The sequence below is a fragment of the Candidatus Thalassolituus haligoni genome, from assembly GCF_041222825.1.
Taxonomy (GTDB): Bacteria; Pseudomonadota; Gammaproteobacteria; order Pseudomonadales; family Oceanobacteraceae; genus Oceanobacter; species Oceanobacter antarcticus.
On sequence record NZ_CP139482.1, the window covers coordinates 1690953 to 1717060 of the forward strand.

Genomic DNA, 26108 nt, shown 5'->3' on the forward strand with positions numbered 1-26108 from the left:
GGTTTTAACGATTTTTAAAGTCGGTATGACAGCTTTTGCAGTTTTTGGCGGTTTCCATAAATACCGGTTTGATGGTGTCCATATTGCCGGATTGAGCGGCTTTGGCCAGCGCGCTTGAATCCTTCTGAAACTTGGTCAGCTTCTCGCGGAACAGCTCCGGTTTTTCCCATACGGCGGGCTTGGCCTTGGTTTCACCTTTGTCGGAGCCAGGTACGGTAAAGCCCTCCAGCGGCATTTTTGCCAGCGCGTCCAGGCTGTTGGCGCGATACTGGAATTCCACCGCGTCAAAATTTTTCTTGCCTTTCACCATGTCGCCCATATGGCCAAAATGGGTGCCGACCAGGTGGAACACCGACTGGCGGTATTCGATAGCATCTTCAACGTCGTCATTACCGTGTGCCAATGCGCTGAAAGCGCAGCTGGATGCCAGAGAGATTGCCACGAGTTGTTTGCTGATGTGATTCATCAAGAGTCCTTCTTTTGGTTGCCGGGGTTGATTTATTCGAGGGGCTTCGTTCAGGCCCCTGGGTGTAGCAGTATTGCCTGAAGGTACAGTGTACACAGGGCATTTTTACCCTGCATCAAACCGCACTGGCGTTATGTGACCGTGTTGGTGTTAAAAATGCTGCACTCTGGCGAGATTCTGGCAGGATTTTTGAGATGTTTTACCTTTATTGACCTTCACGGTGCTATCCGTGTGGGATATCAGCTGAACATCGCTTCCAGAGACTGACTGGCGCGCAGGGCAGCATGGGCCTTGTTGTCGAGCAGCTGCTGTGGCGGAGTATCAGCCGCTTGTTCCAGCATGTTGAGGTACGGCACATGACCCCAAAGGGGAATGTGTTGCTGCGCCAGGACGTCGGTCAGGTATTCCAGGTTGGCCTGTTCGACATCCATGGCTGGACTCAGGCTATTGGCGACCCAGCCTGCCAGTGTCAGCCCGCGAGAGCGTATGGCTTCGACGCTGAGCAAGGCATGATTGATACATCCCAAACGTAAGCCGACCACCAGAATCACTTCCAGTGGCTGTTGCGCATCGTCACCGTCGAGTTCAACGGCGAGGTCGGCCAGTGAATGGATGGTATTGATTGGTACCAGCCAGCCACCGGCACCTTCGATCAGTTCAAAGCTGGCATTCGCTGTTGCGAGAGAGTGGCGGCAGGCACGGGTCAGCTCATCCAACTTCAGCGGTCGTTGTTCTTGCCGGGCGGCGATATGGGGTGCGATCGCGGCCTCAAATGCAAACGGATTATGGATGGCATAGGGCTGCTCGACATTACTGAAGCGTTGCAACAGCAGTGCATCGTCGTTACGCAGTTGGCCGGGGTGCTGTGCGTTGCCATCTGTTATGCGCTCGCATCCGGCCGCGACTGGCTTTAACCCAAAGGTCTGATAGCCCGCCCGGCCAGCGGCTGCCAGCAGCGCGGCGGAGATCAGTGTCTTGCCAGCATCGGTATCGGTTCCGGTAATAAATACGCGGCGGTTGGGCAGAGCGGGGGCAGCAGGCGTCATGGGTCTTATCCGTGGTCGGGTTTGGTCGCTAATATCCAGCAGAGCTGGTAGCTCAACGGGCATTGGCCGTTGGCATCTTTGGGGTAGTGTTGATCAAACAGTCGGATCAGCTGGCGTCCGGCCAATCCTGGGCGGCGGCCACTGTTGACGTTCGTCGCACCAATCGCTTTTAACGCCTGTAACAGGCTGAGGCTATCCGGGTAGTGTTCCTGATAGCTGGCCTGTTGCTGCAGCTGAATATCAAAACCGGCCTGTTGCAGCGCAATGCTCAGCTCCACCGCACTGGCAAAGCGGTTGATATGGCGGAAGTGATCTATCTGCTGCCAGGTGGCGGCAATTTCGCGGTGGGTGCCGGGCAACAGCGTGGCAATGGCAAGGGTTGCGCCAGGAGCCAGTACCCGATACCACTCTGCCAGAGTCTGTTGCGGGGCTTCGCTCCATTGCAGCATCAGGCTGGAAATCGCCCCACAGGGGGACTGTTGGCTAACGTCGGGGGCAGCATCGATTGTGCTGTCGATCGTAGTATCGGAGCGACGGCCAGCCGCCAGCGGTAGCTGATCGGCATCCGCTAACAACAGGGTACGGGAACACTGTGGTTGAGAAGACGATCCTGGCGCTGACAGCGGACGTCGGGCTGCCACCTCCAGCATTCCGGCGGCCATATCAATCGCGGTGATGTGTTGCGCTCCCATGGCGGCCAGTGGTTCGAGGGCGGCACCGGTGCCGCAACCGATATCGAGCCAGTGGCCGTGCAGACCGTCTGGCAGATGCTGCTGCAAGCGCTGCAGTAATTGCTGTTGTGCCCATTGCTGTACTGTGGCGGCCTGATCATAACTGCGCGCCGCACGGCTGAACTGCTGTCCGACCTGGCGTTTGTCGCGCATCGGGAGTGGATTCATGGCTGCTTCCCGGCGCTGGCGTTTATCAGTTCGAGCAAGGCGCGTTGCAACAGGGGAATGGTGGCTTGCTCCAGCAACAGGGCGTGGCTGCTGCCGCAAGATGGTATCGTTGACAGCGCTGCGCTGGATGTCAGTCCGGCCGGATGCAACGCGTCATGTTGGCCGTACCAGGCCAGTCGTAAGATGTCAGCGTGTTGGTTGTTGAGCTGGTGGTCGTCGAGTTGATATTGAGTCAGCCAGTCCAGCGAGGTGGCCAGCAGCGGCGCATATTGATCAGTTAATTGCTGGCTGGACAAGGCCGCGATGCAAGCTCGTGGTTGTTCCGCTCCCTGGCAGCACAAGGCGAGGAAACGTTTCAGTGTTTTGGCGGGGAAGCGCTCAAAGCCGTTACGAAAAGCGCTGAATGTGGCTTCATCCATCCCTTGTTGCGACGTGTCTGACTGGCGGAGAAAACGGCTGCCAGTGGCGAGGGTGCACAGCGCCCGTGGCTGAATTCTGCTCGTGGTACCGGCCGCTGCCTGGCTCTGTATATCGTGAGAAAGCCGGTCATGAGAAAGCGTGGCATGGGCCAGCGCTCCTCCCAACGACCAGCCGACCCAGAGCGCATCAGCGCTGGCGGTCTGACGCAACAGTGTGACAGCATCGTTGAAAGTGGGGGTCTGCCCGGATTGAGTCAGGCACTGATAGAACGCCCGATAGTCGAGGCCCAGATGCCTGCCCGGCAGAGCGGCCAGCAAGGGTTCGAAGATAGTCGCCGTGAAGCTCCAGCCGGGCAGCCAGTACCACAGCGGCTCGGACCTTGAGGCGGTGTGGGCGTTCAGTGGCACCCAGAAATCGGCCTGGCTCACAGGGTGCTTCCCTGTGACGGCAGCGCGTTGTCAGTAGCGCTGCGCAACGACTCAGGGATCAGTTCATCCAGCGCAGAGAGTAGTGCGTCGATCTGCTCGGTGGCATGGGCGGCGGTCAGGGTGATACGTAAACGACTGCTGCCATCGGGCACAGTGGGAGGGCGAATCGCCGTGACCCATAAGCCACGCCGCTGCAATTCAGCGCTGATGGCCATGGCAGCGGCTTCGTCGCCGATCATCAAAGGCTGAATCGGTGATACCGATGGCATCAACTGTAGCCCGAGCTGGCTGGCCTGCTGGCGAAAATAGCGAATATGCTGATTGAGGGTTTGCCGCAGAGCATCATCTTGCAGACGTTCGAGATTCGACAGCATGGCCTCGGCAACGGCGGGAGGCAGGGCGGTGGTGTAAATGTAGGGGCGGGCAAACTGCACCAGATAGTCGATCAGGTTTTGATCTCCGGCGACGAAGGCACCAAAGCCGCCGAGGCCCTTGCCCAGCGTGCCGATATAAACCGGCAGTTGTGCGGCGCCGAGATCAAAGGCCGAACGGACACCTGCACCATGGGTACCGATAACGCCCAAGCCGTGGGCATCATCCACCATCAACAACGCTTGTTGCTGCTGACAGATCTGACTGAGCCTGGCGACATCCGCCAGATCGCCATCCATACTGAAAATACTGTCACTGACCACCAGTGTCAGTGCTTGAGTGTTTTGGGGCTGTTGTTGACGTTGTTGACGTTGTTGGAGTTGTTGTTGGCGATGTTCCAGCCGTTGTTGCAGCTGGGCGTAATCGAGATGGCGATAACGCAAGAAATCGGCTCGACTGAGCAAGGCACCGTCGATCAGGGAGGCATGGTTCAGCTTGTCTTGCAGGATCAGATCACCGCGCTGGGTCAAGGCATTGATACAGCCGACATTGGCCATATAACCGGTCGAAAACAACAAGGCTGCCGGATACCCGGTGTGTTTGGCTAACGCCTGTTCCAATTCCTCGTGGGCGCTTGAATGCCCGCAGACCAGGTGTGATGCACCGCTGCCCAGACCCCAGCGCTGGGCACTGTGGGCCAGTGCTGCTGCGCCACTGGCTGCCAGGCCGAGGTAATCATTGCTGCAAAAATTGATCAGTTGTTGGCCGTCCCGCTCAACCAGCGGCCCTTGCTGGCTGCTCAGGGTTGAGCGCTGACGCCATTGATTGAGATTGCGGCGCTGTTGGCTGGCGTCATTCAGGCGTTGTTGCCAGGGCGTAGAGCAGGAACTGGGCATGGTAACGGGGTCGACCTGTGGTTGTATTCGTATCAGTGAGTGGGCAGTACTTGGCTGCTTGACAATAAGACGGTGGCGGAACAGGTCAATACGGTCAGCAAGCTTTGGTTTACTAATGGTGAGGGTGGCTCCGGCTGTTTAGCAAAAAGGCTGAAATAGCGCCGCCAGGGCGGTTTGTCAGTGGGTTGTAGCGGAGTTGAAGACTGAAATCCGTTAACCTCTGTTTTGTTGATTTTTTTGAGAGCGAATGATGACAGGTCATGATCACCAAGCCGCCAAACCCTGGTCTGAATCGGCATTGACCGATACCGAGTTTGATCGCCACCATTTATGGCACCCCTATAGCTCGATGACCACACCGTCACCGGTGTGGCAAGTGGCGTCGGCCAGTGGGGTGCGCTTGCGCTTGCGTGACGGCCGCGAATTGATCGACGGCATGGCATCCTGGTGGTGTGCGGTACATGGCTACAATCATCCGCGCCTCAATCAGGCCGCGACCGAGCAGCTGGATAGCATGGCTCATGTGATGTTTGGTGGTTTGACCCATGGACCTGCGATTGCCTTGGGGCGACGGCTGGTGGCACTGACACCACCAGGGCTGGACAAGGTGTTTCTGGCCGATTCTGGTTCGGTGGCGGTCGAAGTTGCGATGAAAATGGCGATTCAGTACCAGCAGGCTCGGGGCAAGCCGGAGAAGCAGCGATTACTGGCACTGCAGCGCGGTTATCACGGCGACACCATGGGCGCGATGTCAGTCTGTGATCCACAGCGGGGTATGCATCATCTGTTTGCCGGTGTTTTGACGGCGCAGCATTTTGTTCGTGAACCTCAGGCGGTTTTCCCCCGAACGGGGCCACTTCAGCACGACCAACCCAGGGACGACTCGATTCTGGCTGCGGATATCGCCGCACTGCGTCAGGCGTTGGCGTTACACCACCAGCACCTGGCGGCGCTGATTCTTGAACCTGTGGTGCAGGGTGCTGGCGGTATGCGCTTTTACCATCCGGACTATCTGCGTGCTGCCCGGCGCTTGTGTGATGAGTTTGATGTGTTATTGATTGCCGATGAAATTGCCACCGGTTTTGGCCGTACCGGCAAGCTGTTTGCCTGTGAACACGCCGATATCACACCGGATATCCTGTGCCTTGGCAAGGCACTTACCGGTGGTTATATGACCTTGTCAGCGACGCTGGCGACGACCTTGGTGGCGGAAACCATCAGTCAGGGAGACGCCGGTTGTTTTATGCACGGGCCAACCTTTATGGGTAATCCGCTGGCGTGTCGAGTGGCGTGTGAAAGCATCGACCTGTTGCTGGAATCCGACTGGCAAACTCAGGTGCAGCGTATCGAACAGCAGCTGGAGCAAGGGCTGACGCCACTCAGGGGTCAGGCGGGCATCAAGGATGTGCGGGTATTGGGCGCGATTGGTGTGGTGCAACTGGAGCAGGCGGCTAATGTGGCCGAGCTGCAGCCGTTATGTGTGGCACAGGGAATCTGGGTACGCCCGTTTGCCGATTGCGTTTACGTGATGCCGCCCTTTGTGATGAACAACGACGATCTGGCCACCCTGACGACAGGTATACAAACTGCCTTGGGGCAGTATCTTGCCGCTGAATAATGGCCAAGTGTAAGCTGTGGTGCTTGTCATGTGGTGCCTGTCATGTGGTGCCCGTTATTTATTGTTCCAGTAAATAGGCCATCAACGCACGGAGCTTGGCCGGTTTTACCGGCTTGTTCAGTCGGGTTGCCCCCAGACGCGTGATTTCCTGGCGGATGTCGTCGCTGCGGTCGGCGGTGATCACGATCAGCGGAGTTGTTAAAACATCGGAATCCTCGGTCGCCAGCGCACGAATCACGGCAGTACCTGTTTCATTATGGTCGAGGTGGTAATCGGCCAGCACAATATCCGGGCGAAAGTGGTACCAGGCATCCTGGGCGACTTCACCATTACTGGCGGTAATCACGTTACAGCCCCAGGCTTGCAGCAGGCTTTTCATGCTGAGGCGGATGGTTTCTTCGTTATCAATCACCAGTACGCGCACGTGGTCAAGCCGAGCGCTGGTCGCCAGTCCTTCGGGCACCGTATCCGCCCGGTCGGCACAGGGACTGCTGACCTGATCATCCGGATGAGCCAGCGGCACGGTGACAGAGAAGCAGCTACCGACCCCGACACGGGAGTGGATCGCCACCGGGTGATCCATCATGCGGGCAATCCGCTCGACAATGGCGAGGCCAAGACCAACGCCCTTGCTGCGTCCCTGGTTGGCATTATCGAGCTGGCGAAACTCACGAAAAATCTCGCTACGCTGGTGTTCGGCAATACCGGGGCCGGAATCACAGACCATCAATTGCAGCTGTTCACCACGCCGACGACAGCCAATCAAGACTCTGCCAGCCGGGGTGTAGCGAATGGCGTTACTGACGAAGTTACGCAAAATGCGCATCAGCAGGCGGGAGTCACTGCGAATACGCAGGCGGCTTTGCACCATGTGTAATGCCAGGCTGGCTTGCTGGGCCTGGGGCTGAAATTCACTGTAGAGCGTGTTAAACAAATCGCTGACGGCAAATTCTTCATTGTCGGGAGTGACGGCATTGGCATCAAGCCGGGAAATATCGAGTAAATCGGCCAGCAGTTCTTCTGCGCCGGTCAGCGCGGTATGGATACGTTCAACCAGAATCTGATTGTCGCTATCGAGCGGGCGTTCTTGCAGTGTGGCTACCAGCAAGCGGGCGGCATTCATCGGCTGCAACAGATCGTGGCTGGCGGCGGCGAGGTATTTGTCCTTGCTGGCGTTGGCGGCTTCGGCTTCTTGTTTGGCGGCTTGCAACTCACGGGTACGGATTTCGACGCGCTGTTCCAGTTCGTTGTTAATGCGGGCCATGGCAGCCTGGGCGCGTTTACGTTCGGTGATGTCGTGAACAAACACTTCGATCAGCCCTTGTTCACGGTCTTTCAGCAGTACGTTGATGGACACCGGCAGTGGCTCCATCCCCAGTTTGCGTTTGAAGCGGGTTTCAAACGACTGTTGCGGGCCGAGCTGATTGACGCGCAGCATCAGCTGATCGAGATCGTCGGGATCGTAGAACAGGTCGTTACGCAACGAGGTGACGGAAAAGCGGAATTCGTTGGCGTCGCGGTAACCGCACATACGGGCGATGGCCGGGTTGGCACCACTGATGCCGCCGCTGGCTCTGGCCTGGAAGATGCCATGCAGGGCGTTTTCGAACAGCCATTGGTAGCGTTCTTTCTCGCTTTCCAGCTCGTCGATTTTTTGCAGCAGTTCCGGGTAGTAGCTTTTGCGCGCCGAGAAGGCACCAAGGCCGATCAGGTTCTGTATCAGCGCCTGGTCTTCGGCATTGTGTTCGTTATTGTGTTTGTTACTGCTGTTCAGGCTGTTGCTCAAGCCGTTGTTCTGGTTTGTGTCTGAGCCGGAGACGTGGGGATGGTCATAACGCTTCCTCATAGACCACCTCTACATCACGTTGATTGGATTTGCGCGGGTTGGTCAGAATGCAAGGGTCGGTCAGTGCCTTGCCAGACAGTTCTGGAATATCCGCCAGGCTGACGCCGGATTGACCCAGACTCTGGGTCAGACCCACCCGAGCCTTGAGCTGACTGATATTGTCGACCAGCTGACGACGCAACTGGGCATTGCTTCTGCCCTTGGTCTGGATGCCGAGGGTGTCTGCGACAACGCGGAAACGGTCTTCCGCATGACTGTAATTATAGTCGATCACCCGTTCGACCAGAATGGCATTGCAGAGACCGTGCGGCAGGTCGAGATAGCCTCCCAGGCTGTGCGACATGGCGTGTACGGCACCGAGAATGGCATTGGAAAACGCCAGTCCAGCCTTGAGTGAGGCCAGCATCAACTGTTCGCGCAGGGCAATATCGGCAGGATTATCGACCAGGGCTGGCAGGTTACCGGAGACCAACCGGATGGCTTCCAGCGCGTGCATATCGGTCAGTGGGCCGCTGGCGGTGGAGACAAAGGCCTCGATGGCATGCACCATGGCATCAATGCCGGTGCAGGCGGTCAGGAAAGGGGTCATCGTCAGGGTGGTTTCCGGGTCAATCAAGGAGACATCCGGCACCACCGCCTTGCTGATGATGGAGATTTTCATCCGACTGTCCTGATCGGAAATAATCGCGAACTGGGACACGTCTGCCGAGGTTCCGGCGGTGGTCGGGATAAAAATCAATGGCGGAATCGGCGAATGAATCCGGTCGACGCCTTCAAACGTGAGGATGTGCTGGCGATTGGCCGAGACAATCCCGATGCCTTTGGCGCAGTCCATCGGGCTGCCGCCGCCGACGGCAACGATCAGGTTACAGCCTTCTTCGTTGTAAAACGCAGCACCTGCCATGACTTCTTCGGCTCTCGGGTTGGGGCTGACGGCAGAAAAAATCCGGTAGTCGATGTCCATTTCCTGCAGGCTGTCCTGCACGTCGGCAACCCATCCAGCGGCAATCACGCCAGGGTCTGTGACGATCAACACCCGTTGTGCGCCAAAATTTCTGGCAAAATTACCCACGGTTTTGCGGGCACCGACACCAAAGATGATTTCCGGCGCGACAAATTTTCTCAGGTTGGAAATGGAGTCAGACATAGCTAAATGGTCCCGAAGCACACAACAGAGTGCGTCATTATTCTTGTAATAATAGAAAACAGTAAACCGGTTCCTTACCTGAGGTAAAGACTACGATAGCGTCGGGTATCTAGTGCCAAGGGGTTAGTCGGGCGGTAGATTCTTGCTGTTGCGCAGTGGCTATTGCCATTATTTTTCCAGAACGTCTGACAGTTAATTACCCGCCAAAGAGACAGACTGTGTCAACCGCGGCGGCCACCACTGTCCTCACGGGTACGATTGCCCAATATAGAATATTGTCGACTCCATCACAAAGAAGCTTTTTAACAGGCATGTCGGGGCAAACAGGTGTCAACCAATGTCGGTCGACTGCGTTGACAACAGAAATACCCTGATAAGGAGTCTGTTGTATGAAAGCACGTCTACAGTTTACTGCTGTTGTTTTTTCTTTGCTGCTCAGCGCTTGTGGCGGTTCTTCTGGCGCCGACAGTAATAGTGGCTCAAGCGGCGATGGTGGCGATGGTGGCGATTCTTCCGGCATCACCCCGCTGCTGGAGGATACCAACCCGACCTTGAGCAGCGCCAGTTACGATGGTGAGAATACGGAGCTTGCACATAATACCCTGGTACAAGCTTCGATCATTTATGATGAAGAAATTGACTACGATGAACCGAACCATCATTACTATCTTCATACCGCCCCGGCCAGCGGTTATATCAGTGTGATCCTGCATAGTGAGTTTCTACAAGGCAGTTCTGGCGATATTGCGCTTGAGGTGGTGGAATATAACGCTCAACCAGCAGGTGACTTGTCATTTGAGTGGAGTGGTAATCAAGTGATTATATTTCCGGTCAGTGCTGGATTGACATACCGTATTGCCATTTATCCCAATGTGACTTATGAGGATGAAGACGATGATAGCTATGACGAAGGCCAGGTCGACTATCAACTGACACTGTCCAGTGTCAGTCGTCACTTGTTGGATATGAGCAGTACCGAGCATCTGGCTCTGGTGTTCTCAGACATTATGATCACGGACTGTGATGACGACAGTCACCCGATGAGCCTCGGTTACGATTACGCACCTTTTGTCATTGATCTGGATGCTGGCCATTTTGTCGGTGACCACTGGGGTTACTGGCAAATGCCTGAACCTCAGCCTGTCAGCCAGTCTGGCGATCTAATCCAGTTCAGTGCCGACTATCGCGTGCTTATGAACGAACTCTTCAACTTAGACAATACTCTGACAGCGCAAATCAATCTGTCTGACAATCGTTTTACTGGCGTCAGCAACTCCACGGCCAATGTCAGTTACAACGGTAATGTCATCAGCAGCGAATGCCAGAGCTATCATTACGACGGTGAAGTGTCCTGGTTATTGTAACTGGCCTGGCCGTTCTTACGTGTGCTGTCCTTACGTGTGCGTAACCTGCTGCGATCATTCTGGTCGCACAGGTTGTGCTTGCTCATGTTGTTATTGTGCCGCATCGGTTGCCAGTAACCTGGCTTTGGCCTGCCGCCGCTCCTTTTTTCGCGCGCTGATGCTGTCAACACACTGCTCGTCGTCTCTCAGTATCACCACACATTCCAGGCACTGGATGCATTCGTCGTAATCGATGGCACCGTCGTTACGAATAGCATTGATCTCGCAACGGCGTTTGCACAGCTGGCAAGGGGAGCCGCAGAGATCGACCCGGTCGAGCATGTTCAGCCGCCGCAGCTTGCCAATAATGGCCAGACCGGCACCCAATGGGCACAGGTAGCGACAGTAGAACTTGTGAACAAACATCCCGGCGGCCAGCAAGGCGACGGCGTATAACACAAAGGGCCAAGAGCGGTAGAAATAGAGCGTAATGCTGGTTTTGAACGGCTCTACTTCGGCCAGTTGCTCTGCCAGCGTCAGTGAATAAAAAGCCGTTCCCAGCAGTCCGATCAGCAGCGGGTATTTGATCAGAATCAGCTTGCGATGCAGCGGCTCGGCAATCCGGCGTTGGCGGATGCCCAGTCGTTTGGCCAGCCAGGAAGCCATTTCCTGCAACGCGCCAAACGGGCAGAGCCAACCACAAAACAGCCCTCGGCCCCAAATGAACAGGCTGACAAAAGTGTACGTCCAGAGGATAAAAATCACCGGGTCGAGCAGAAAAATACCAATATTAAAGCCATCGTAAATGTTCAACAGCAGAGTGTAGATGTTGACCACCGACAACTGACCCTGGGCATAAAAGCCGAGATAGCCGACTGTAAACGCCAGAAAGCCCCAACGGAAACCGTGCACAGCACGTGGGAAACGGGTGAAAAAACGCTGCCAGGTAAACAGAATGGTCAGTAGTATCAGGCTGATACTGACCAGGGTGATGGACAGCCAGCGATCCTGCCAGAGGCCAACCCATAAGGGTGCGCGAGGAGTGGCGTCTTCCACCGTGAGCTGTTCAAACAGCTCGGCGGGCAGTGTCACCGGCACTTCAAAATGTGCCCGGTCGATCATCAGATGATTACGTGGCAGTTCCATATTCAGAATCAGGGCGGCGTCGGCACCGGGATTAAACCCGGCATTGCCTCCTACCTGGAACAGATTGGCTTGGTCGAACGCAGGTATGCCGTCGGCCACCAGTTGAATATGACGATCGAGTACATCCATATCGCGCATTTCAACGGCCAGCTGACTCTGTTGTAACGCCAGTCGTCCAGGCACCGTACCGGGTTTGAAGTCTTCAGGTACGTGAGGGAACAGCCCGTTGGACATCACTGCCAGTACTTGCTGGCCCGGTTTGAGCCGCTGTTGCAGGCGGGCAAAACCATCGTCGCCCAACAGGTTGCGGCCAATGGACGGCGCATTGATATAGGCGTACCAAAGTTCGGTAAAGGCTTCACCCGGTTTTGCCTCGCGCAGTGACGGGTAGCTGCCGAGGTCGGTTCCCAGCGAGCGTTCCGCATCTGCCAGCTCAAGCCGCCAATGGCCGACGTAGCCGCGATCGAGTAATTGCTGCCAGTTCAATGGTTCAAACTTGTCCATGATGGGTTGTGCGGCGGCGGCCTGGGCAAAACCTTCCAGCTTGTGGCGGGCGACCTTGAGCGCTGAAGACAACACCGTGTCGTTAATAATAATCACCGATACGGTGGCCTTGGATACCCCGTCAAAGTAGACCACTCCATCGGTGGCTGCGTCGCCCACCTTGTGACTGTCGATAACGATGTGTTCAGTGAGTGATCGGCCCTGATACTGGCCAATAAACTGATACAGCGGCTCCGGCCCCAGACCGTGTAAAAACACTGGCTCATGGTGCTCGAGAATATGAATACCGGTAAACCGGCCAGTGGCACTGAGACCGATCAACAGTCGGATAGGTCGGCCGGAAAACCCCGGCAAATCGCTGATGTCGCTGGATTCATAAGCGTAACCCAGTAGCTCGTTGAGCTGGTAAACCGGGTAGACCGGGTAGTCCTGTTGTTTTGGCTCAATACGGGTTGCTTTGGGAAACAGCTGCTGGATCATGCCACTGATGGTGTCAGACGGTGCAGCTTGGTCGTCTTGCCCGTTGGCCATGGTGGCTGACGGCAAACTGGCAAGGCTCAACAAACAGAACCAGAGCAGCACGTGCGCAGACCAGGATCGCATGGGAACTCCTTGATTATTATTTTTATGACTATGGCTCTCATCCTAGGCGGCGTGGCGTCATCCTCAATGCTTCTTTGGGATCTGGTAGCAACCTACTAAAGCGTCATATGACGCCCGCTGGCGGGGTGACAGGCAACCTTGTTGTCACCGGATTGGTACTTTTTTCCAATACCAAGGATGTAGGTGTCACGACTTTGGCGTCGTAATTTTTGTGCACCAATGATGTGCAACCAAAGGGGGCATGATTGCCGTTGAAGGGATGATAGCTGTGGATGCAAGGACAACGGATAGTGGAAAACGTTGTTCAGGGCGACAGTCCTGCACCGCTTCAGAGTGTTCCTGTTTCAGGTGGCTCGGGTCTGATCGGCCTGAGCCATCTTTTTTTCCTGACCCGTTGCGAAAGCGGTGGTCAGGGAGTGGAGCAGAGTCACTGACCCCTGTACGACAAAAACAACACAATCAGGGCAATACAAAATGAAAAATAATAACATCTTCAAGTTGCTGCCAATCGCGGCCGCTGTGGCTATCAGTGCGCAGGCATCTGCCGCTATCACTCTGTACGACCAGGATGCGACCACCTTTTCTGTGGATGGTTTGTTTAATACTTTCTACGTCAATAGCGACAGCAGTGCTGACGGTGCTAATGACGTGTCTCAATCCCGCGTGAAAATGGGCTTTCTGCCGAACTACATTGGTTTCAACTTCAGCAAAGAGATTGATGGCTTGACGGTGGGTGGCCGCTCTTCCTTGTGGATCAGCACCAGCGATACTGACCTGAACCGTGGCGCGGAAGACGCCGGTACGGAAACACTGATCGATGCACGTCAGGTGTATGCCACCGTGGACGGTGACTTTGGTCAGGTACTGGTGGGTAAAGACTTTGGTCTGTTTAACCGCTCCAATATTTTTGGTGACGAAATGCTGTTGGGGTTTGGTCAGACCATGACGGTGACCGACGATGGCGGCAACGTCTCGTTTGGTAATATCGGTACTGGTTATTTGTACCCGATGCCCAATTCCCAGATTACTTACCGTATGCCAGCGATGGGTGGTTTTAACCTGGCCGTGGGTTTGATGGATCCTAACAAGCGTTCTGCTGCATCTGAAGAAAGCCGTCCGCGTATCGAAGCCGAAGGCTCTTACGCACTGGATTTTGATGGTGGTTCTGCCAAAGGCTGGTTGGGTTACATGAATCAGGAATCCAAAGAAGCGGGAACGTCGCTGACCTCGAAAGGTGTCTCTTATGGTCTGAACGTGAAGTTTGCGGGTGTCGCATTGACGGCTTCCGGTTTCACTGCGGAAGGTGTGGGTGCCGCAGGTTTGGGTAATATTCTGACCGCTGACAGCGCTGAAGTGGATGGCAAGCTGTTGCAAGCTTCTTACACTCTGGGTGCGACGCGCTTGGTTGTGTCCAAAGGCGACAACGATGGCGGCTCTACAGACGGCGGCGCGGAGCTGGATCTGAAAAACAAAACCTTGGCGGTATTCCACTCGGTTAATAGCAACCTGATTCTGGTCGGCGAGTGGGACAAGGCCGAATCGGCAACGGCTGAAACCACCACTGTGGCGCTGGGTGCTGTTGTTACATTCTGATGGCGGCTGTCCGAGTATGCGGTCAGTTGTAACTCCGTCCAGCCATGACTTGGCTGGTCGTAATATCGCAGTAAAATAGCACCAGCAAGGGATGGCCTGGCCATCCTTTGCTGTTAATGCTACAGGGGACATATATAGACGCTCCCGCGGTGTCAAGGACGACTTCACCCTGGCACCTCCAAATGCCCTTCTTTTTTCCTGTTGACCCTTCGTCGTTCGTTGCGATGACAGTGGCAGTTCTGACATATATCCGGCTTCTGATCGGGATCAGCTCCCGCAGCCCTGATGAAATCCGAACCCTGGCACCTTTAACATCTATTCGATCTGGCCACGCCGATCGTGTCCCGCTCAGGCTCTACCAGGGACGGATTGCCCCGTTACATCATCAAACAACGACTACCCGATGGGTTCTTGCTTTCAGGCCGGATTAAAGACCGTTTGACGTGTCAAAACGCTCCAGATAATCCGCGCCAGTTTATGCGCAATGGCGACAACGCCCTTGTGCAATCCGCGACGCTGGACGATGTCTATCATCCAGCGCGCCAGATTTGTGTCTTCGTTTCGCTTGGCCCAGCGCAGTGTGTGACGTGCAGCCTGCACCAGTAATTTTCTCAAGTAGGCATCCCCACGCTTGGTAATCCCTGACATCACCGATTTATGACCACTGGCCTTTTGTCTCGGCGTTAACCCCGTCCACGCCGCAAAATCCCGGCTGTTATGAAAGACCTCCGCATTGCCCACCGTACTCTTGATGGCCGTCGCGATATGAGCCCCGATTCCAGGGATAGAGATCAGGTTCTGGCATTGCTGATCCTGTTCGCCATAACGCTTTAATTCTTCGTTAATGTGATCAATCCGACGCGATAACAGGTCATATTCAGTCAATGTCCAATTCAACTCCGACTGCATCATGCCAGACAGCTCACCTTGTTCCAGAATCTCGCGCAACCCTTTAAACACAGCATTGATCCCGATGGGAAAGATATAACCGTAGTCCGTCAACAAACCGCGCATCTGATTGCAAAGCGCAGTGCGATCCTTGACCAGCCGTTCTCGCATTCGATGCAGGCTCTGAACATCCTGTTGACCCAATGACTTGATCGGTACAAACCGGATATTGGGTCTCATGGATGCTTCATAAATGGCCAGAGCATCGTTCTGATCGTTCTTGTTGCCCCGCACAAATGGCGTGACATGCTGGGCCGGAATCAACAGTACCTGATGGCCTTGTTGCTGAAATAACCTGGCCCAATAATGCGAGGAATAACAGGCCTCCATGACGACTCTGGAGGGTGTTTGCTCCAGCATGAATTGCCTGAATTTCTCCCGGCTGAGGCGTAACTGCTTCGATACCTTGTTGTGCCCGGAGACGATGCAGATCTGAAAAACGGACTTTGCAAGATCGATGGCGATGGTACTAATATCATTCATGTGGACGCTCCTCATATTGACGTTTTGCTGGTAACAAAACCTTAGCGCATTTGACGCTGGATCCTATGGGGAGCGTCCATCTCATCATCTATTTAATCCGGTGCTCACTCTGGGCTACCGGATGGTGTCGAATCACGAAGCCGACTTGCAGGCCTGACGGGTCAAGTCAAACGTCGGCGACACAGAGTCGAGATCATCCGGCAGCCCCCAGAGGGCGCGGGTTGCCGCCGTCCAGAGCGGTGTTGGCGAACTTGAAAAGGACGCGTCATTTCGCGGCATTCGCCGCCTTGCCCTGATCACCGGCAACACTCGCGCAGAGTCGTGCAGGATTAAATAGATGTCCCCTACTGGGTTATGGCTGTTTTTTTGATCCGTGTTCTGGACTGTGGCAAGCAGTCTGATCCCTCTGCAATCGGTAGTAGTACGGGGTCGGAAGTAGCATATTCCTGCTCTTTGCGGTTAAGTAAACTCGTACTGTCCGCAGTTGATGATGGTTACGCCCGTTTTTAGCGGGTGCTGGTCTTCGGGGCTATATCCGGATCTGGTATCCGGCGACTACGGCGTCCAGCAGGGAGTGGAAACGATGTTGGCATTAAAACCAAAACAGTACGATGGTATTAAAACCGCCTGTTCCGTCAATCAGGATCCTGAGATCGCGGCCCAAGAGCTGTATCAGGCCTTGTCTGATGTCGAACTGAGCCAGGTGGTGTTTTTCTGTTCCAACGATTTTGACTTTGATGCGCTGGCGAAAGCACTCGGCGGCTGTTTTTCCGGCATTGATCTGGTCGGTTGTACCACGGCCGGTGAAATTTCACCGTTTGGTTATTGCAGTGGCAGCATTACCGCGATTGGTTTTCCGGCATCGTCGTTTGCCGTCCAGTCGGCGCTGATGTCGGATCTGTCCCGTTTCAGTTTTTCGGATGCCCAAGGGCTGATTCATCAGATGCTCGACAGCTGTCGTGAGCGTCAGGTCGCGCCGATCAAGGGCAATACCTTCGCTTTGACCTTGCTGGACGGTCTTTCGGTCGAAGAAGAACGGCTGTTGCGCCTGCTGAATGCCCATCTGGGCAGCATTCCTTTGCTCGGTGGTTCTGCCGCCGATGATATGTGTCACAGCAAGACCCATGTGTATTACGAAGGCCGTTTCCATACCAACGCCGCTATTCTGTTACTGGTGAATACCGCTTTTGATTTTGAAGCCTTCAGTATTCATCACCTGCTACCAACCGAAGACAAGCTGGTGGTCACCGATGCCGATCCACTGGAACGGCGGGTGTTTGAAATCAATGCCGAACCCGCAGCGCTGGAGTATGCACGGGTTCTGGATATACCGCTGGAGACGCTGAGTCCGCAAGTGTTTGCCCTTAATCCGCTGTCGGTAAAAATTGGCGAACGCTATTACCCGCGCGCGATCCAGAAAGTGAACCCGGATAACAGCCTGTCGTTTTATTGCGCTGTGGATACCGGCATTGTGCTGACTCGTTCGCGTTCCGCCGACATGCTGGCGCAGCTCGATGGGCTATTTGAAGACATCAGCCAGCGAATTGGCACACCGCAGCTGATTCTGGGCTACGATTGTATCTTCAGGCGGCTGGAGCTGGATCATCTCGATCTGATGGCATCCGCGTCAGCCATGTTTGCCCGCCATAAAGTGATTGGCTTTAATACCTATGGTGAGCAGTTTAACGGTATGCATTTAAACCAGACGTTCACTGGGGTGGCGCTGGGAGGGGCTGACTATTGAGCGCAGAGGTCGATGATCTCAAACGGCGACTGGCTGAATTTGAAGACAAGAATCGACGCCTGGAAAAAATCAACCGGGCGTTGATGCACCGGGTTGAAGCCGGGCCAGAGAATTCAGACGGCGCCTACGACAACTTCAAGCATTCCGTCTATCTGGCCGAACAGGTGAGAGAACGCACCGAAGCGCTGAATGAGGCGATGCACAGTCTCAAAAGCACCAATGTCGAACTGGTACGGGCCAGTGCCGCCGCAACCAATGCCCACGACCTGCTGCGCCAGGCGATTGAAAGCATCTCCGATGCCTTTGTACTATACGACGCCGACCGCAAGCTGGTATTGGCTAACTCCCGTTTCAGCCAGTTCTGGCAAAGCTCTGGAATCGAAATTTCTCCTGGCATGGATCAGCAACAGATCCACAAACTGTCGCAGCATCATCGTCTGATTGATCGTTATTATGGCGAAGCCGTCAGCACGGGTCACGGTGCCTTGCCAGGTGATGGCAAGGTGTTCCATATGCGCAGCGGCACCTGGGTGCATGTCAGCGAGCGTCCGACTCGGGATGGTGGCCTGGTGGTGCTGTACAAGGACATCAGTGCCCTGATTGAAAACGAGCGCGCATTACGAGAGCGGGCGCTGGCAACCAAATCCCGAACCTTGCAAAATACCCTCGATAACCTTTCCCAGGGGGTGGTGCTGGTCAATCAGGCCCAGAATCTGGAAACCTGGAATCACCGCTTTACCGAGTTGACCGGCTTAAGCAAAACCGCGCTGGTGAGCGGTTTCAGCTTCTCGCGCCTGATGCAGCTGACCGAAGTCGACGATCTGAACCCTTTGTCGCGGGATGATCAGGGCAGACCCTGTTTACAGCTGGAACAGGTATTGTCCAATGGCCGGGTGCTCGAAATCCGCACGCATCCGATGCCGGATGGCGAGTTTGTCAACACGTACACCGACATTACGGAACGCAGCCGGGCTGTCAAAGCACTGGCAGAAAGCGAACAGCGTGTCCGAGTGATCACCGACACCGTGCCGGCGCTGATTGGTTATGTCGACAAGGATCTCACCATGGTGTTCTCCAACCGTGCCTACGAAACCTGGTACGGTTACGAGCGCGAGGTCATTCTGGGCCGCCATATGGAAGATATTATCCAGCCCGAGCAGATGGTGCGCCTGCGCCCCTATATCGAACGGGCGCTCAGTGGGCGCAGCGTCAACTTTGAAATTACCGATCCGGCTCCCAACGGCGAAATCCGCCACGTCGTCAAAAATTATGTACCGGAAAAGGACGCCAACGGCGAAGTGCAGGGATTTTACGTTCTGATTCAGGATATTACTGAAATTCGCCGTACCTCCGAAGCGCTCACTCAGGCGTATCAGCATCTGGAGCAACGGGTGGAAGACCGCACCAAGGAACTGACTGAGCTGAACGGTCAGTTGCGTCAGGAAATCGAAGAGCGGGTGCAAATGGAGCAGCGGCTGCGCGATGCCAAGCAGGAAGCAGAAAAAGCCAACCACAGTAAAACCAAATTTCTCGCCGCCGCCAGCCACGACCTGTTGCAGCCGATGAATGCCGCCCGGCTGTTTTGTGCCTCGTTGATGGAACACAACCTCGACGAACGCACACGCCAGCTGGTGTTCTCGCTCAATTATTCACTGGAAGACGTTGAGAGCCTGCTGGCGGCGCTGGTGGATATTTCCAAACTGGATGCAGGCGTGGTCAAACCGGATATTACCGCGTTCCGTGCCGGTGACCTGCTGGGCAACCTGGCGAATGAATACCGTACCCTGGCTGCCGATTCCGGTCTGGCGTTTGAGTACATTGCCACCTCGGCGGTGATCCTGACAGACTCACAGTTGTTAGCGCGGATCCTGCGTAACTTCCTTACCAACTCGGTACGCTACACCCGGCAGGGCAAGATTACGCTGGGCTGCCGTCGGCGCAAAGAGGGGCTGGAAATCCAGGTATGGGACTCCGGCGACGGCATTGCCGAAGACAAGCTGGAAGAGATTTTTCTTGAATTCAATCGTGGCAGCCAGAAAGACACCGCCCGCGACAAGGGACTGGGATTGGGGCTGGCGATTGTCGACAAGATGTCCGGGATTCTGGGTCACCCCATCCGGGTGCAGTCTACCTTGGGATCCGGTTCCTGCTTCTCGGTACTGGTGCCTTATGGACGCCGCCAGCTGGCTCGCAAGGCAACAACGCCAGGGTTGGCGCTGTTGGGCAATCAACAGTTTCTGGGACGGCGAGCACTGGTACTGGATAACGAAGCCTCCATTTGTCACGCCATGGACGTCCTGCTCAGTGGCTGGGGGTTTGATGTCGTGGCGGTACGAAGCTACGAAGAATTGCAGCAAGAGCAGCCAGAGCTGGACGCCGGTATCGATCTCATTATTGCCGACTATCACCTCGACAACGGCGTCACCGGGCTGGACGTAGTAGCGCGGCTGCGCTCAGAGCAGGGGCTGGATGCCCCGGTACTGATGATTACCGCCAACTACACCAACGTACTCAAACAGGAAGTGCGGGAATTGGGCTATCGGTTGATGAACAAACCGGTGCGCCCGGCCAAACTCAAGGCCATGATTCATCATATGATTCACCACGCCATTGTTGCGTGAGCAACTTGCTGTATCGCCCATGTGCTCAGCGCGGTATCTAAACTCTTCATGTCAATAAAAATGCCAATATCCTCCGCCAGCGGCGGGGGACAGGCCTTATACTGACGCCCATCACTCGCCCTAGCAGGAACCCTATCGTGGCCGGAGCCAGCCTTCTTACCCTGATCGACGACATCGCCACGTTGCTTGACGACGTCGCTACCATGACCAAGGTCGCCGCACAAAAAACCGCCGGAGTACTCGGTGATGACCTGGCCCTCAATGCCCAGCAAGTCACCGGTGTTCGGGCCGACCGGGAATTACCCGTGGTTTGGGCCGTCGGCGTGGGATCGCTGCGCAACAAGACGATTCTGGTGCCTGCCGCGCTGCTGATCAGTGCCATTATCCCCTGGCTGATTACCCCATTACTGATGCTGGGCGGTGCGTTCCTGTGTTACGAAGGCGCAGAAAAACTGATTCATGCCTTGCTGCAGCACGGTAAAAAACACGCTGACGCAGGCCAGCTCAAAGCCCTGACCGATCCGGATTTTGATCTGGTGGCGTTTGAAAAAGACAAAATCCAAGGCGCCATTCGTACCGACTTTATCCTCTCCGCTGAAATCATCGTTATCACCCTTGGCACCGTGGCCGATGCGACCCTGATGGAACAGCTGATTGTATTGGCCGGAATCTCTGTCCTGATGACGGTATTTGTGTATGGATTGGTTGCCGGTATCGTCAAACTCGACGACCTCGGCCTTTATCTGACCCGGACGTCCACCTCCACCTGGCAAGCCATCGGTCGGGTGCTGGTCGCCGCTGCTCCCTGGCTGATGAAATTTCTCTCCGTCGTTGGCACCGCCGCCATGTTTATGGTGGGTGGTGCGATACTCGTACATGGCGTACCGCTGATTCATCACGCGATAGAACATTCTGCCGATGCCGCTGAACAGATTGCCAGCTTGCCTGCCGTCAGCAGCGTTTTAGGCGGATTGGTGAGCGTGCTGCTGAATGCCGTGACCGGACTGGCGGCGGGCAGTGTGCTGGTAGGGGTTCATATGGGGTTTGAGCAACTGCGCGGTAGCTGATCAGATTCAGTTGGCAGGTGATACTTTGCCCTATAGAGTTCACGTTACATTTCGGCTTCGTGTCGACCACTCTTCGTGATGACCAACCGCTCCGGCACCGCTTGATTGGCTCAATCGTAGCGACGCCTACAGGATTTTAATGCACACTCTTGCTCAACTGCGCAGCGGCGAACTGGCTGGTAGCCGCCACCTCAAATTAGCGGCAGGCCTCTGCGGGTTCCCGGAAGAAATTTACAGCCTTGCCGATACCCTCGAAGTACTCGATTTGTCCGGTAACCAGCTTACTGACCTGCCGGGTGATCTGCATCGTTTCAGTCAACTGAAAATCCTGTTCGCCTCGGATAATCAGTTCGAACATATCCCCGAAGGCGTTGGTCTCTGCCATTCCTTAACGATGGTCGGCTTTAAGCACAACAAGATTCGTGACGTTTCCGCAACCTGCCTGCCGCCTAATGTGCGCTGGCTGATTCTGACGGACAACTGCATTAGCCAATTACCTGGCAACTTCGGCAACCTGAGTGCACTGGAAAAACTCATGCTCGCGGGCAACCGGCTGACCGCACTGCCAAACAGCATCAGCAGGCTGAACAAACTGGGCTTACTGCGAATATCCGCCAACCAGTTTGACGTATTTCCCGATCAGTTGCTCGAACTGCCCAATCTGGCCTGGCTGGCGTTCTCCGGCAACCCCTTCTGCCCACGTCATGAATCTCATCACAACGTGTTGACCGTTGCCCGTGGCGACCTGGAAATGGGAGACGTATTGGGTCGTGGAGCCTCAGGTGTGATTTCCCGCGCTTATTGGCAATCAGCCCCGGCAGGCATCGACCCGGACGTTGCCGTGAAAGTCTTTCATGGCGGCGTCACCAGCGATGGCTACCCGCAAGACGAACTGGCCGCCTGTTTGTCGGTCGCACCGCATCCCAATCTGGTCACCGCATTGGCGCAGGTAACAGAACCCGCCTTTGATGCCCTGGTGATGAAGCTGATCCCACACGACTACAGCAATCTGGGTCAGCCACCCAGCCTCGACAGCTGCACCCGCGACACCTTCACCGCAGGCCAAGCCCTTAGCCGCGAATTGGCCGACTGCCTGATTAAGCAAATGACCAGCCTGGTGGAGCACCTTGAAGCCACTCAAATCTGCCACGGTGATGTGTACGCTCACAACACCCTGATCAATGCCGACGGGCATTTATTGTTTGGAGATTTCGGAGCTGCTTCGCGGTATCACAATCTGACGGACGCACAGCAAGCTGGAATCAGAAAGATAGAACGGCGGGCGCTGGGGTATTTTATTGAAGATATGGAGGGGCTGGTGAGTTTGGGTTGCGTCACAATCAGGCCTTGCTGAAGCATGACCTCTTTCGGTCACCACACATCCCGGAGTGAACTGGGCCACAAGCCGAGTTCATAACCCCGCTCCCCGCGACACTCCAGCTGAAAATCTGGATAATAGCGCCCAGCTTCCACAACGCGGGCGACGCTTTCTACCTGTCACCGCGCTGGCCACTCTTTCCAATGCGGTACTCTTCATGCAAATCAAGGTCAATTTTCTCGATAACCTTCGTCTCGAAGGCAAGTTTGATGATTTTACCGTCATCTCGGATCAGCCCATCCGCTATAAAGGCGATGGTTCTGCGCCGGGGCCGTTCGATTATTTTCTGGCGTCGTCGGCGATGTGTGCGGCGTATTTTGCCAAGGTGTACTGCATTGCACGGGATATTCCAACCGAGAATTTGCGGCTGGTACAGAACAATATTGTCGACCCTGAGAACCGCTACAAGCAGCTGTTGAAGATTCAGCTGGAGTTGCCTGAGGGTATTGCGGAGAAAGACCGGCTGGGTATTCTGCGTTCAATGGAGCGTTGTACGGTAAAGCGGGCGATTCAGACCGGTATCGAGTTTGATATTGAGGTGGTGGATAACCTCGATGACGACTCGCAGGCACTGCTGTTAGTGGGTACGGCGGCGGACGAGCAGGCCACGACGTATATCCCAGGTAAGGATTTACCGTTGGAGCAGACCATCGCCAATATGACCGGGCTGCTGGCGGATCTGGGGATGAAGATCGAGATCGCCTCCTGGCGTAATATTGTGCCCAATGTGTGGTCGCTGCATATTCGTGATGCGGCGTCGCCGATGTGTTTTACCAACGGCAAGGGTGCGACCAAAGAGAGTGCGTTGGCGTCGGCGCTGGGGGAGTTTCTGGAGCGGCTGAACTGCAATTTCTTCTACAATGACCAGTTTTTTGGTGAAGAAATTGCCAATGCCGAGTTTGTGCATTACCCCAATGAACAGTGGTTTCAGCCTGGACCGAACGATGAGTTGCCAGAAGCCATTCTGGATGACTATTGTCTGGCCATTTACAACGCCGACGGTGAGTTATGCGGCTCACACCTGTTCGACACCAACTCTGGCAATAGTGAGCGCGGTATTGTGTCGCTGCCATTTGTGCGCCAGTCCGATGGTGAAACGGTGTACTTTCCGTCCAATCTGATTGAAAACCTGTTTCTTAGTAACGGCATGAGTGCCGGTAATACGCTGGCGGAAGCTCAGGTGCAGTGTTTGTCGGAGATTTTTGAACGGGCGGTCAAGCGCCAGATTCTGGAAGATGAAATTGCGCTGCCGGATGTTCCCGATGAGGTGTTAGCCAAATATCCGGGTATCGTGGCGGGTATCCAGGGGCTGGAAGAGCAGGGCTTTCCGGTACTGGTAAAGGATGCCTCGTTGGGCGGTCAGTTCCCGGTGATGTGTGTGACGCTGATGAACCCCCGTACCGGCGGTGTATTTGCTTCATTTGGGGCGCATCCGAGTTTTGAGGTGGCGCTGGAGCGTTCGCTGACGGAGTTGTTGCAAGGTCGCAGTTTTGAAGGTCTGAACGATTTGCCGCAACCGACGTTTGAAAGCAATGCGGTGACGGAGCCGAATAACTTTGTTGAGCACTTTATCGACTCTACCGGTTTGGTGAGCTGGCGTTTTTTCAGTGCCAAGGCGGATGTTGATTTTGTGGAATGGGATTTCGCTGTGGCGCTACAGGCGGATGCCAGCCCGGACGAACGCAAGCATGCCAATCAGGAAGAAGCCGCGACCCTGTTTGGTATTCTGGAAACGATCGGTCTGGAATCGTATATGGCCACTTATAATGACCTGGGTGTCCCAGCGTGTCGGATTCTGGTGCCGGGTTATTCCGAAGTGTATCCGGTTGATGATCTGATCTACGACAACACCAATAAGGCGCTGTATTTCCGCGACGATATTCTTAACCTGCACCGTCTGGACGAGGAACAATTGGTCGATCTGGTGGAGCGTCTGGAAGCCAGCGAGCTGGATGACTACACCGATATCACGACCTTGATTGGCATTGAATTTGACGACAATAGTGCCTGGGGTCAGCTGACTCTACTGGAATTGAAATTGCTGGTCTATCTGGCGTTAGGTCAGCACGAGGAAGCCAAAGAGTTGGTCGAAACCTTCCTGCAATTTAACGACAACACCGTCGAGCGTGGGCTGTTTTATCAGGCACTGAATTGCGTATTGGAAGTGATGCTGGACGATGAACTGGCACTGGCCGACTTCACCCGTAACTTCGGTCGTATGTTTGGTGGTGAGCGTCTGGCGGCGGCGTTGGGGTCTGTGGATGGGTCGGTGCGGTTTTACGGGCTGGAAGAAACCAGCATGAATCTGGATGGGCTCGACAAGCATGTGCGCCTGATCGACAGCTATAAAAAATTGCATGCGGCGCGGGCAGCCAGTGTGATTATGGCCCAGGATCATGGCGGCTAGTTCGGTCAACACATAAAAAACCGGGCATCGCCCGGTTTTTTCTTTTAACAATAATAAGAGGGAAATCAGCGCCGCAGGTATTGGTTAAAGTCTACATTGCTGGCGGCCAGTACTGCCTGGATACGGTTGTGCACACTGAGCTTGCGTAAAATGGCCGAGACATGTGCCTTGACGGTGGTTTCAGCAATCGACAGGTTGTAGGCAATCTGTTTGTTGGATTCGCCGCTGGCCATGCGTTCCAGTACCAGTAACTGTCGGCGGGTCAGGCTGTTAAGCATTTCCGGGGGAATCAGGTTTTCATCCTGAATACGGCGCTGGCGTGAGCGGCCGTCATCAGTGGCACGAATAACATCGGATGGCAGGTACACCTGGCCTGCTAACACTTGTTCGAGTGCCTGGGTCATTTTTTCCCGTGGCAGGGACTTGATGATAAAACCCACGGCACCATAAGTCATGGCTTGCAGTACCACGCTTTTTTCTTCTTCAGCCGAGATGATGACGACGGGAATGGTAGGGGATTCGTTACGTAACTGGATCAAGCCGTTGAGGCCGTTCATGCCAGGCATATTGAGGTCGAGCAGGATCAGATCCAGATCATCCTGGGCACTCGCCAATACGGCGGCCGACTCGAGATTTTCGGCTTCGACAATGTCTGAATTAGGGTAGCGGTTGCGAATAACGTCGGCAATGGCTTCCCGGAACAACGGGTGATCATCGGCAATCAGCAGTTTGTAGACCGGGGTCTCGCTTTCCGTCAGCGGGCTGGACGGCAATTCTGCACTTGAAGTTGTATCAGTCATATCAGGCTGGGAGCTCTGGCTGGGGACAGCGTCACAAGCGCCGTCGGATGCACTGTGGCTGGTCTGGAGTGTCAACATGGTAGCTACTCCTGTTTCTTTATTTTTGTAATTTACCCATTACACCCCGTGCTGCTACTGTCAGCTATTCTACCTTGGCGTTTTGTATGGGGGTCTAAAGTAGTAAAGTTAGTCGAAAACCCCTGCCTTGGCACAATATTTTTGCTTTTTCCTTCATTATTACTATCTGCATCTTTATTTTCCTGACTTGAAGGAACCATTGAAAGAACAATCGGGAAGATTTCCCTATCCCGTTCACCTAGTGCCAAAGCAGTC

At 55.0% G+C, this 26108-nt stretch carries 19 protein-coding genes; 8 read left to right on the top strand and 11 right to left on the bottom strand.

Annotation, left to right across the window (positions count from 1 at the left end):
• Positions 1 to 4 precede the first annotated feature (4 nt).
• The 5 genes from SOJ49_RS07640 to bioF form a co-directional block, all read right to left on the bottom strand.
• A complete protein-coding gene (locus SOJ49_RS07640) occupies positions 5 to 466 on the bottom strand; it encodes a cytochrome c (RefSeq protein WP_369857637.1) in 462 nt (153 codons plus the stop codon).
• 239 nt (positions 467 to 705) lie between these two features.
• Positions 706 to 1512 carry a dethiobiotin synthase gene (gene bioD, locus SOJ49_RS07645; protein WP_369857638.1) on the bottom strand — a complete coding sequence of 269 codons (807 nt, stop codon included), beginning with the start codon at positions 1510 to 1512 and terminating at the stop codon, positions 706 to 708.
• Between the two features lie 5 nt (positions 1513 to 1517).
• A complete protein-coding gene (locus tag SOJ49_RS07650) occupies positions 1518 to 2411 on the bottom strand; it encodes a methyltransferase domain-containing protein (RefSeq protein ID WP_369857639.1) in 894 nt (297 codons plus the stop codon).
• Positions 2408 to 3259: a hypothetical protein gene (locus tag SOJ49_RS07655; RefSeq protein ID WP_369857640.1), complete on the bottom strand. Its 852-nt coding sequence runs from the start codon at positions 3257 to 3259 to the stop codon at positions 2408 to 2410. The genes SOJ49_RS07650 and SOJ49_RS07655 overlap by 4 nt, the downstream gene beginning before the upstream one ends.
• Positions 3256 to 4527, bottom strand: coding sequence for an 8-amino-7-oxononanoate synthase (bioF, locus tag SOJ49_RS07660; protein ID WP_369857641.1), 1272 nt, complete (start codon positions 4525 to 4527; stop codon positions 3256 to 3258). The genes SOJ49_RS07655 and bioF overlap by 4 nt, the downstream gene beginning before the upstream one ends.
• 247 nt (positions 4528 to 4774) lie before the next feature.
• Here bioF and bioA point away from each other — a divergent pair, with 247 nt between their 5' ends.
• The gene (bioA, locus tag SOJ49_RS07665; RefSeq protein WP_369857642.1) at positions 4775 to 6145 is read left to right on the top strand and encodes an adenosylmethionine--8-amino-7-oxononanoate transaminase; all 1371 of its coding nucleotides are present in this window, start codon (positions 4775 to 4777) and stop codon (positions 6143 to 6145) included.
• 58 nt (positions 6146 to 6203) lie between these two features.
• Here the strand turns inward: bioA and SOJ49_RS07670 are convergent, their stop codons facing one another.
• Positions 6204 to 7991 carry a NahK/ErcS family hybrid sensor histidine kinase/response regulator gene (locus SOJ49_RS07670; RefSeq protein ID WP_369857643.1) on the bottom strand — a complete coding sequence of 596 codons (1788 nt, stop codon included), beginning with the start codon at positions 7989 to 7991 and terminating at the stop codon, positions 6204 to 6206.
• Positions 7975 to 9138, bottom strand: a complete 1164-nt coding sequence (gene ercA / locus SOJ49_RS07675; RefSeq protein ID WP_369857644.1) for an alcohol dehydrogenase-like regulatory protein ErcA — start codon at positions 9136 to 9138, stop codon at positions 7975 to 7977. Before ercA ends, SOJ49_RS07670 begins: the two co-directional genes overlap by 17 nt.
• 389 nt (positions 9139 to 9527) lie before the next feature.
• Between ercA and SOJ49_RS07680 the strand changes: the two genes are divergently transcribed.
• The gene (locus SOJ49_RS07680) at positions 9528 to 10502 is read left to right on the top strand and encodes a hypothetical protein (RefSeq protein WP_369857645.1); all 975 of its coding nucleotides are present in this window, start codon (positions 9528 to 9530) and stop codon (positions 10500 to 10502) included.
• Positions 10503 to 10592: 90 nt separating this feature from the next.
• Here SOJ49_RS07680 and SOJ49_RS07685 read toward each other — a convergent pair whose 3' ends face one another.
• A complete protein-coding gene (locus SOJ49_RS07685) occupies positions 10593 to 12734 on the bottom strand; it encodes a 4Fe-4S binding protein (RefSeq protein ID WP_369857646.1) in 2142 nt (713 codons plus the stop codon).
• A gap of 474 nt (positions 12735 to 13208) precedes the next feature.
• Between SOJ49_RS07685 and SOJ49_RS07690 the strand changes: the two genes are divergently transcribed.
• Entirely contained in the window at positions 13209 to 14327 is a 1119-nt protein-coding gene (locus tag SOJ49_RS07690) for a porin (protein WP_369857647.1), read from the top strand.
• A gap of 417 nt (positions 14328 to 14744) precedes the next feature.
• On the opposite strand, the gene SOJ49_RS07695 is transcribed toward SOJ49_RS07690, so the two are convergent.
• Together SOJ49_RS07695 and SOJ49_RS07700 are read right to left on the bottom strand one after the other, a co-directional pair.
• On the bottom strand, positions 14745 to 15758 hold the full coding sequence (locus SOJ49_RS07695; RefSeq protein ID WP_369854977.1) for an IS110 family transposase: 1014 nt from the start codon (positions 15756 to 15758) through the stop codon (positions 14745 to 14747).
• A 132-nt stretch (positions 15759 to 15890) separates the two neighbouring features.
• Positions 15891 to 16037 carry a hypothetical protein gene (locus SOJ49_RS07700; RefSeq protein ID WP_369857648.1) on the bottom strand — a complete coding sequence of 49 codons (147 nt, stop codon included), beginning with the start codon at positions 16035 to 16037 and terminating at the stop codon, positions 15891 to 15893.
• Positions 16038 to 16341: 304 nt separating this feature from the next.
• Between SOJ49_RS07700 and nosP the strand changes: the two genes are divergently transcribed.
• From nosP to SOJ49_RS07725, 5 genes are all read left to right on the top strand, one after another.
• Positions 16342 to 17502, top strand: a complete 1161-nt coding sequence (gene nosP / locus SOJ49_RS07705; protein ID WP_369857649.1) for a nitric oxide-sensing protein NosP — start codon at positions 16342 to 16344, stop codon at positions 17500 to 17502.
• Positions 17499 to 20123, top strand: a complete 2625-nt coding sequence (locus tag SOJ49_RS07710) for a NahK/ErcS family hybrid sensor histidine kinase/response regulator (RefSeq protein ID WP_369857650.1) — start codon at positions 17499 to 17501, stop codon at positions 20121 to 20123. The genes nosP and SOJ49_RS07710 overlap by 4 nt, the downstream gene beginning before the upstream one ends.
• 137 nt (positions 20124 to 20260) lie before the next feature.
• Positions 20261 to 21190 carry a DUF808 domain-containing protein gene (locus SOJ49_RS07715; protein ID WP_369857651.1) on the top strand — a complete coding sequence of 310 codons (930 nt, stop codon included), beginning with the start codon at positions 20261 to 20263 and terminating at the stop codon, positions 21188 to 21190.
• Between the two features lie 139 nt (positions 21191 to 21329).
• The gene (locus SOJ49_RS07720) at positions 21330 to 22544 is read left to right on the top strand and encodes a leucine-rich repeat-containing protein kinase family protein (protein WP_369857652.1); all 1215 of its coding nucleotides are present in this window, start codon (positions 21330 to 21332) and stop codon (positions 22542 to 22544) included.
• Between the two features lie 181 nt (positions 22545 to 22725).
• The gene (locus SOJ49_RS07725) at positions 22726 to 24975 is read left to right on the top strand and encodes an OsmC domain/YcaO domain-containing protein (protein ID WP_369857653.1); all 2250 of its coding nucleotides are present in this window, start codon (positions 22726 to 22728) and stop codon (positions 24973 to 24975) included.
• Positions 24976 to 25040: 65 nt separating this feature from the next.
• Here SOJ49_RS07725 and SOJ49_RS07730 read toward each other — a convergent pair whose 3' ends face one another.
• Complete coding sequence (locus SOJ49_RS07730) at positions 25041 to 25853, bottom strand: response regulator (protein WP_369857654.1); 813 nt, start codon at positions 25851 to 25853, stop codon at positions 25041 to 25043.
• Positions 25854 to 26108 lie beyond the last annotated feature (255 nt).

Excerpts from the sequence above, each read along its gene's own strand:
- SOJ49_RS07695 (WP_369854977.1), bottom strand. The coding sequence starts at position 15,758 with ATGAATGATATTAGTACCATCGCCATCGATCTTGCAAAGTCCGTTTTT.
- SOJ49_RS07725 (WP_369857653.1), top strand. The coding sequence starts at position 22,726 with ATGCAAATCAAGGTCAATTTTCTCGATAACCTTCGTCTCGAAGGCAAG.
- SOJ49_RS07700 (WP_369857648.1), bottom strand. The coding sequence starts at position 16,037 with ATGCCGCGAAATGACGCGTCCTTTTCAAGTTCGCCAACACCGCTCTGG.
- SOJ49_RS07730 (WP_369857654.1), bottom strand. The coding sequence starts at position 25,853 with ATGTTGACACTCCAGACCAGCCACAGTGCATCCGACGGCGCTTGTGAC.
- SOJ49_RS07720 (WP_369857652.1), top strand. The coding sequence starts at position 21,330 with ATGCACACTCTTGCTCAACTGCGCAGCGGCGAACTGGCTGGTAGCCGC.
- nosP (WP_369857649.1), top strand. The coding sequence starts at position 16,342 with ATGTTGGCATTAAAACCAAAACAGTACGATGGTATTAAAACCGCCTGT.
- SOJ49_RS07680 (WP_369857645.1), top strand. The coding sequence starts at position 9,528 with ATGAAAGCACGTCTACAGTTTACTGCTGTTGTTTTTTCTTTGCTGCTC.
- SOJ49_RS07670 (WP_369857643.1), bottom strand. The coding sequence starts at position 7,991 with ATGAGGAAGCGTTATGACCATCCCCACGTCTCCGGCTCAGACACAAAC.
- SOJ49_RS07640 (WP_369857637.1), bottom strand. The coding sequence starts at position 466 with ATGAATCACATCAGCAAACAACTCGTGGCAATCTCTCTGGCATCCAGC.
- SOJ49_RS07690 (WP_369857647.1), top strand. The coding sequence starts at position 13,209 with ATGAAAAATAATAACATCTTCAAGTTGCTGCCAATCGCGGCCGCTGTG.
- bioD (WP_369857638.1), bottom strand. The coding sequence starts at position 1,512 with ATGACGCCTGCTGCCCCCGCTCTGCCCAACCGCCGCGTATTTATTACC.
- bioF (WP_369857641.1), bottom strand. The coding sequence starts at position 4,527 with ATGCCCAGTTCCTGCTCTACGCCCTGGCAACAACGCCTGAATGACGCC.
- SOJ49_RS07650 (WP_369857639.1), bottom strand. The coding sequence starts at position 2,411 with ATGAATCCACTCCCGATGCGCGACAAACGCCAGGTCGGACAGCAGTTC.
- SOJ49_RS07685 (WP_369857646.1), bottom strand. The coding sequence starts at position 12,734 with ATGCGATCCTGGTCTGCGCACGTGCTGCTCTGGTTCTGTTTGTTGAGC.
- ercA (WP_369857644.1), bottom strand. The coding sequence starts at position 9,138 with ATGTCTGACTCCATTTCCAACCTGAGAAAATTTGTCGCGCCGGAAATC.
- bioA (WP_369857642.1), top strand. The coding sequence starts at position 4,775 with ATGATGACAGGTCATGATCACCAAGCCGCCAAACCCTGGTCTGAATCG.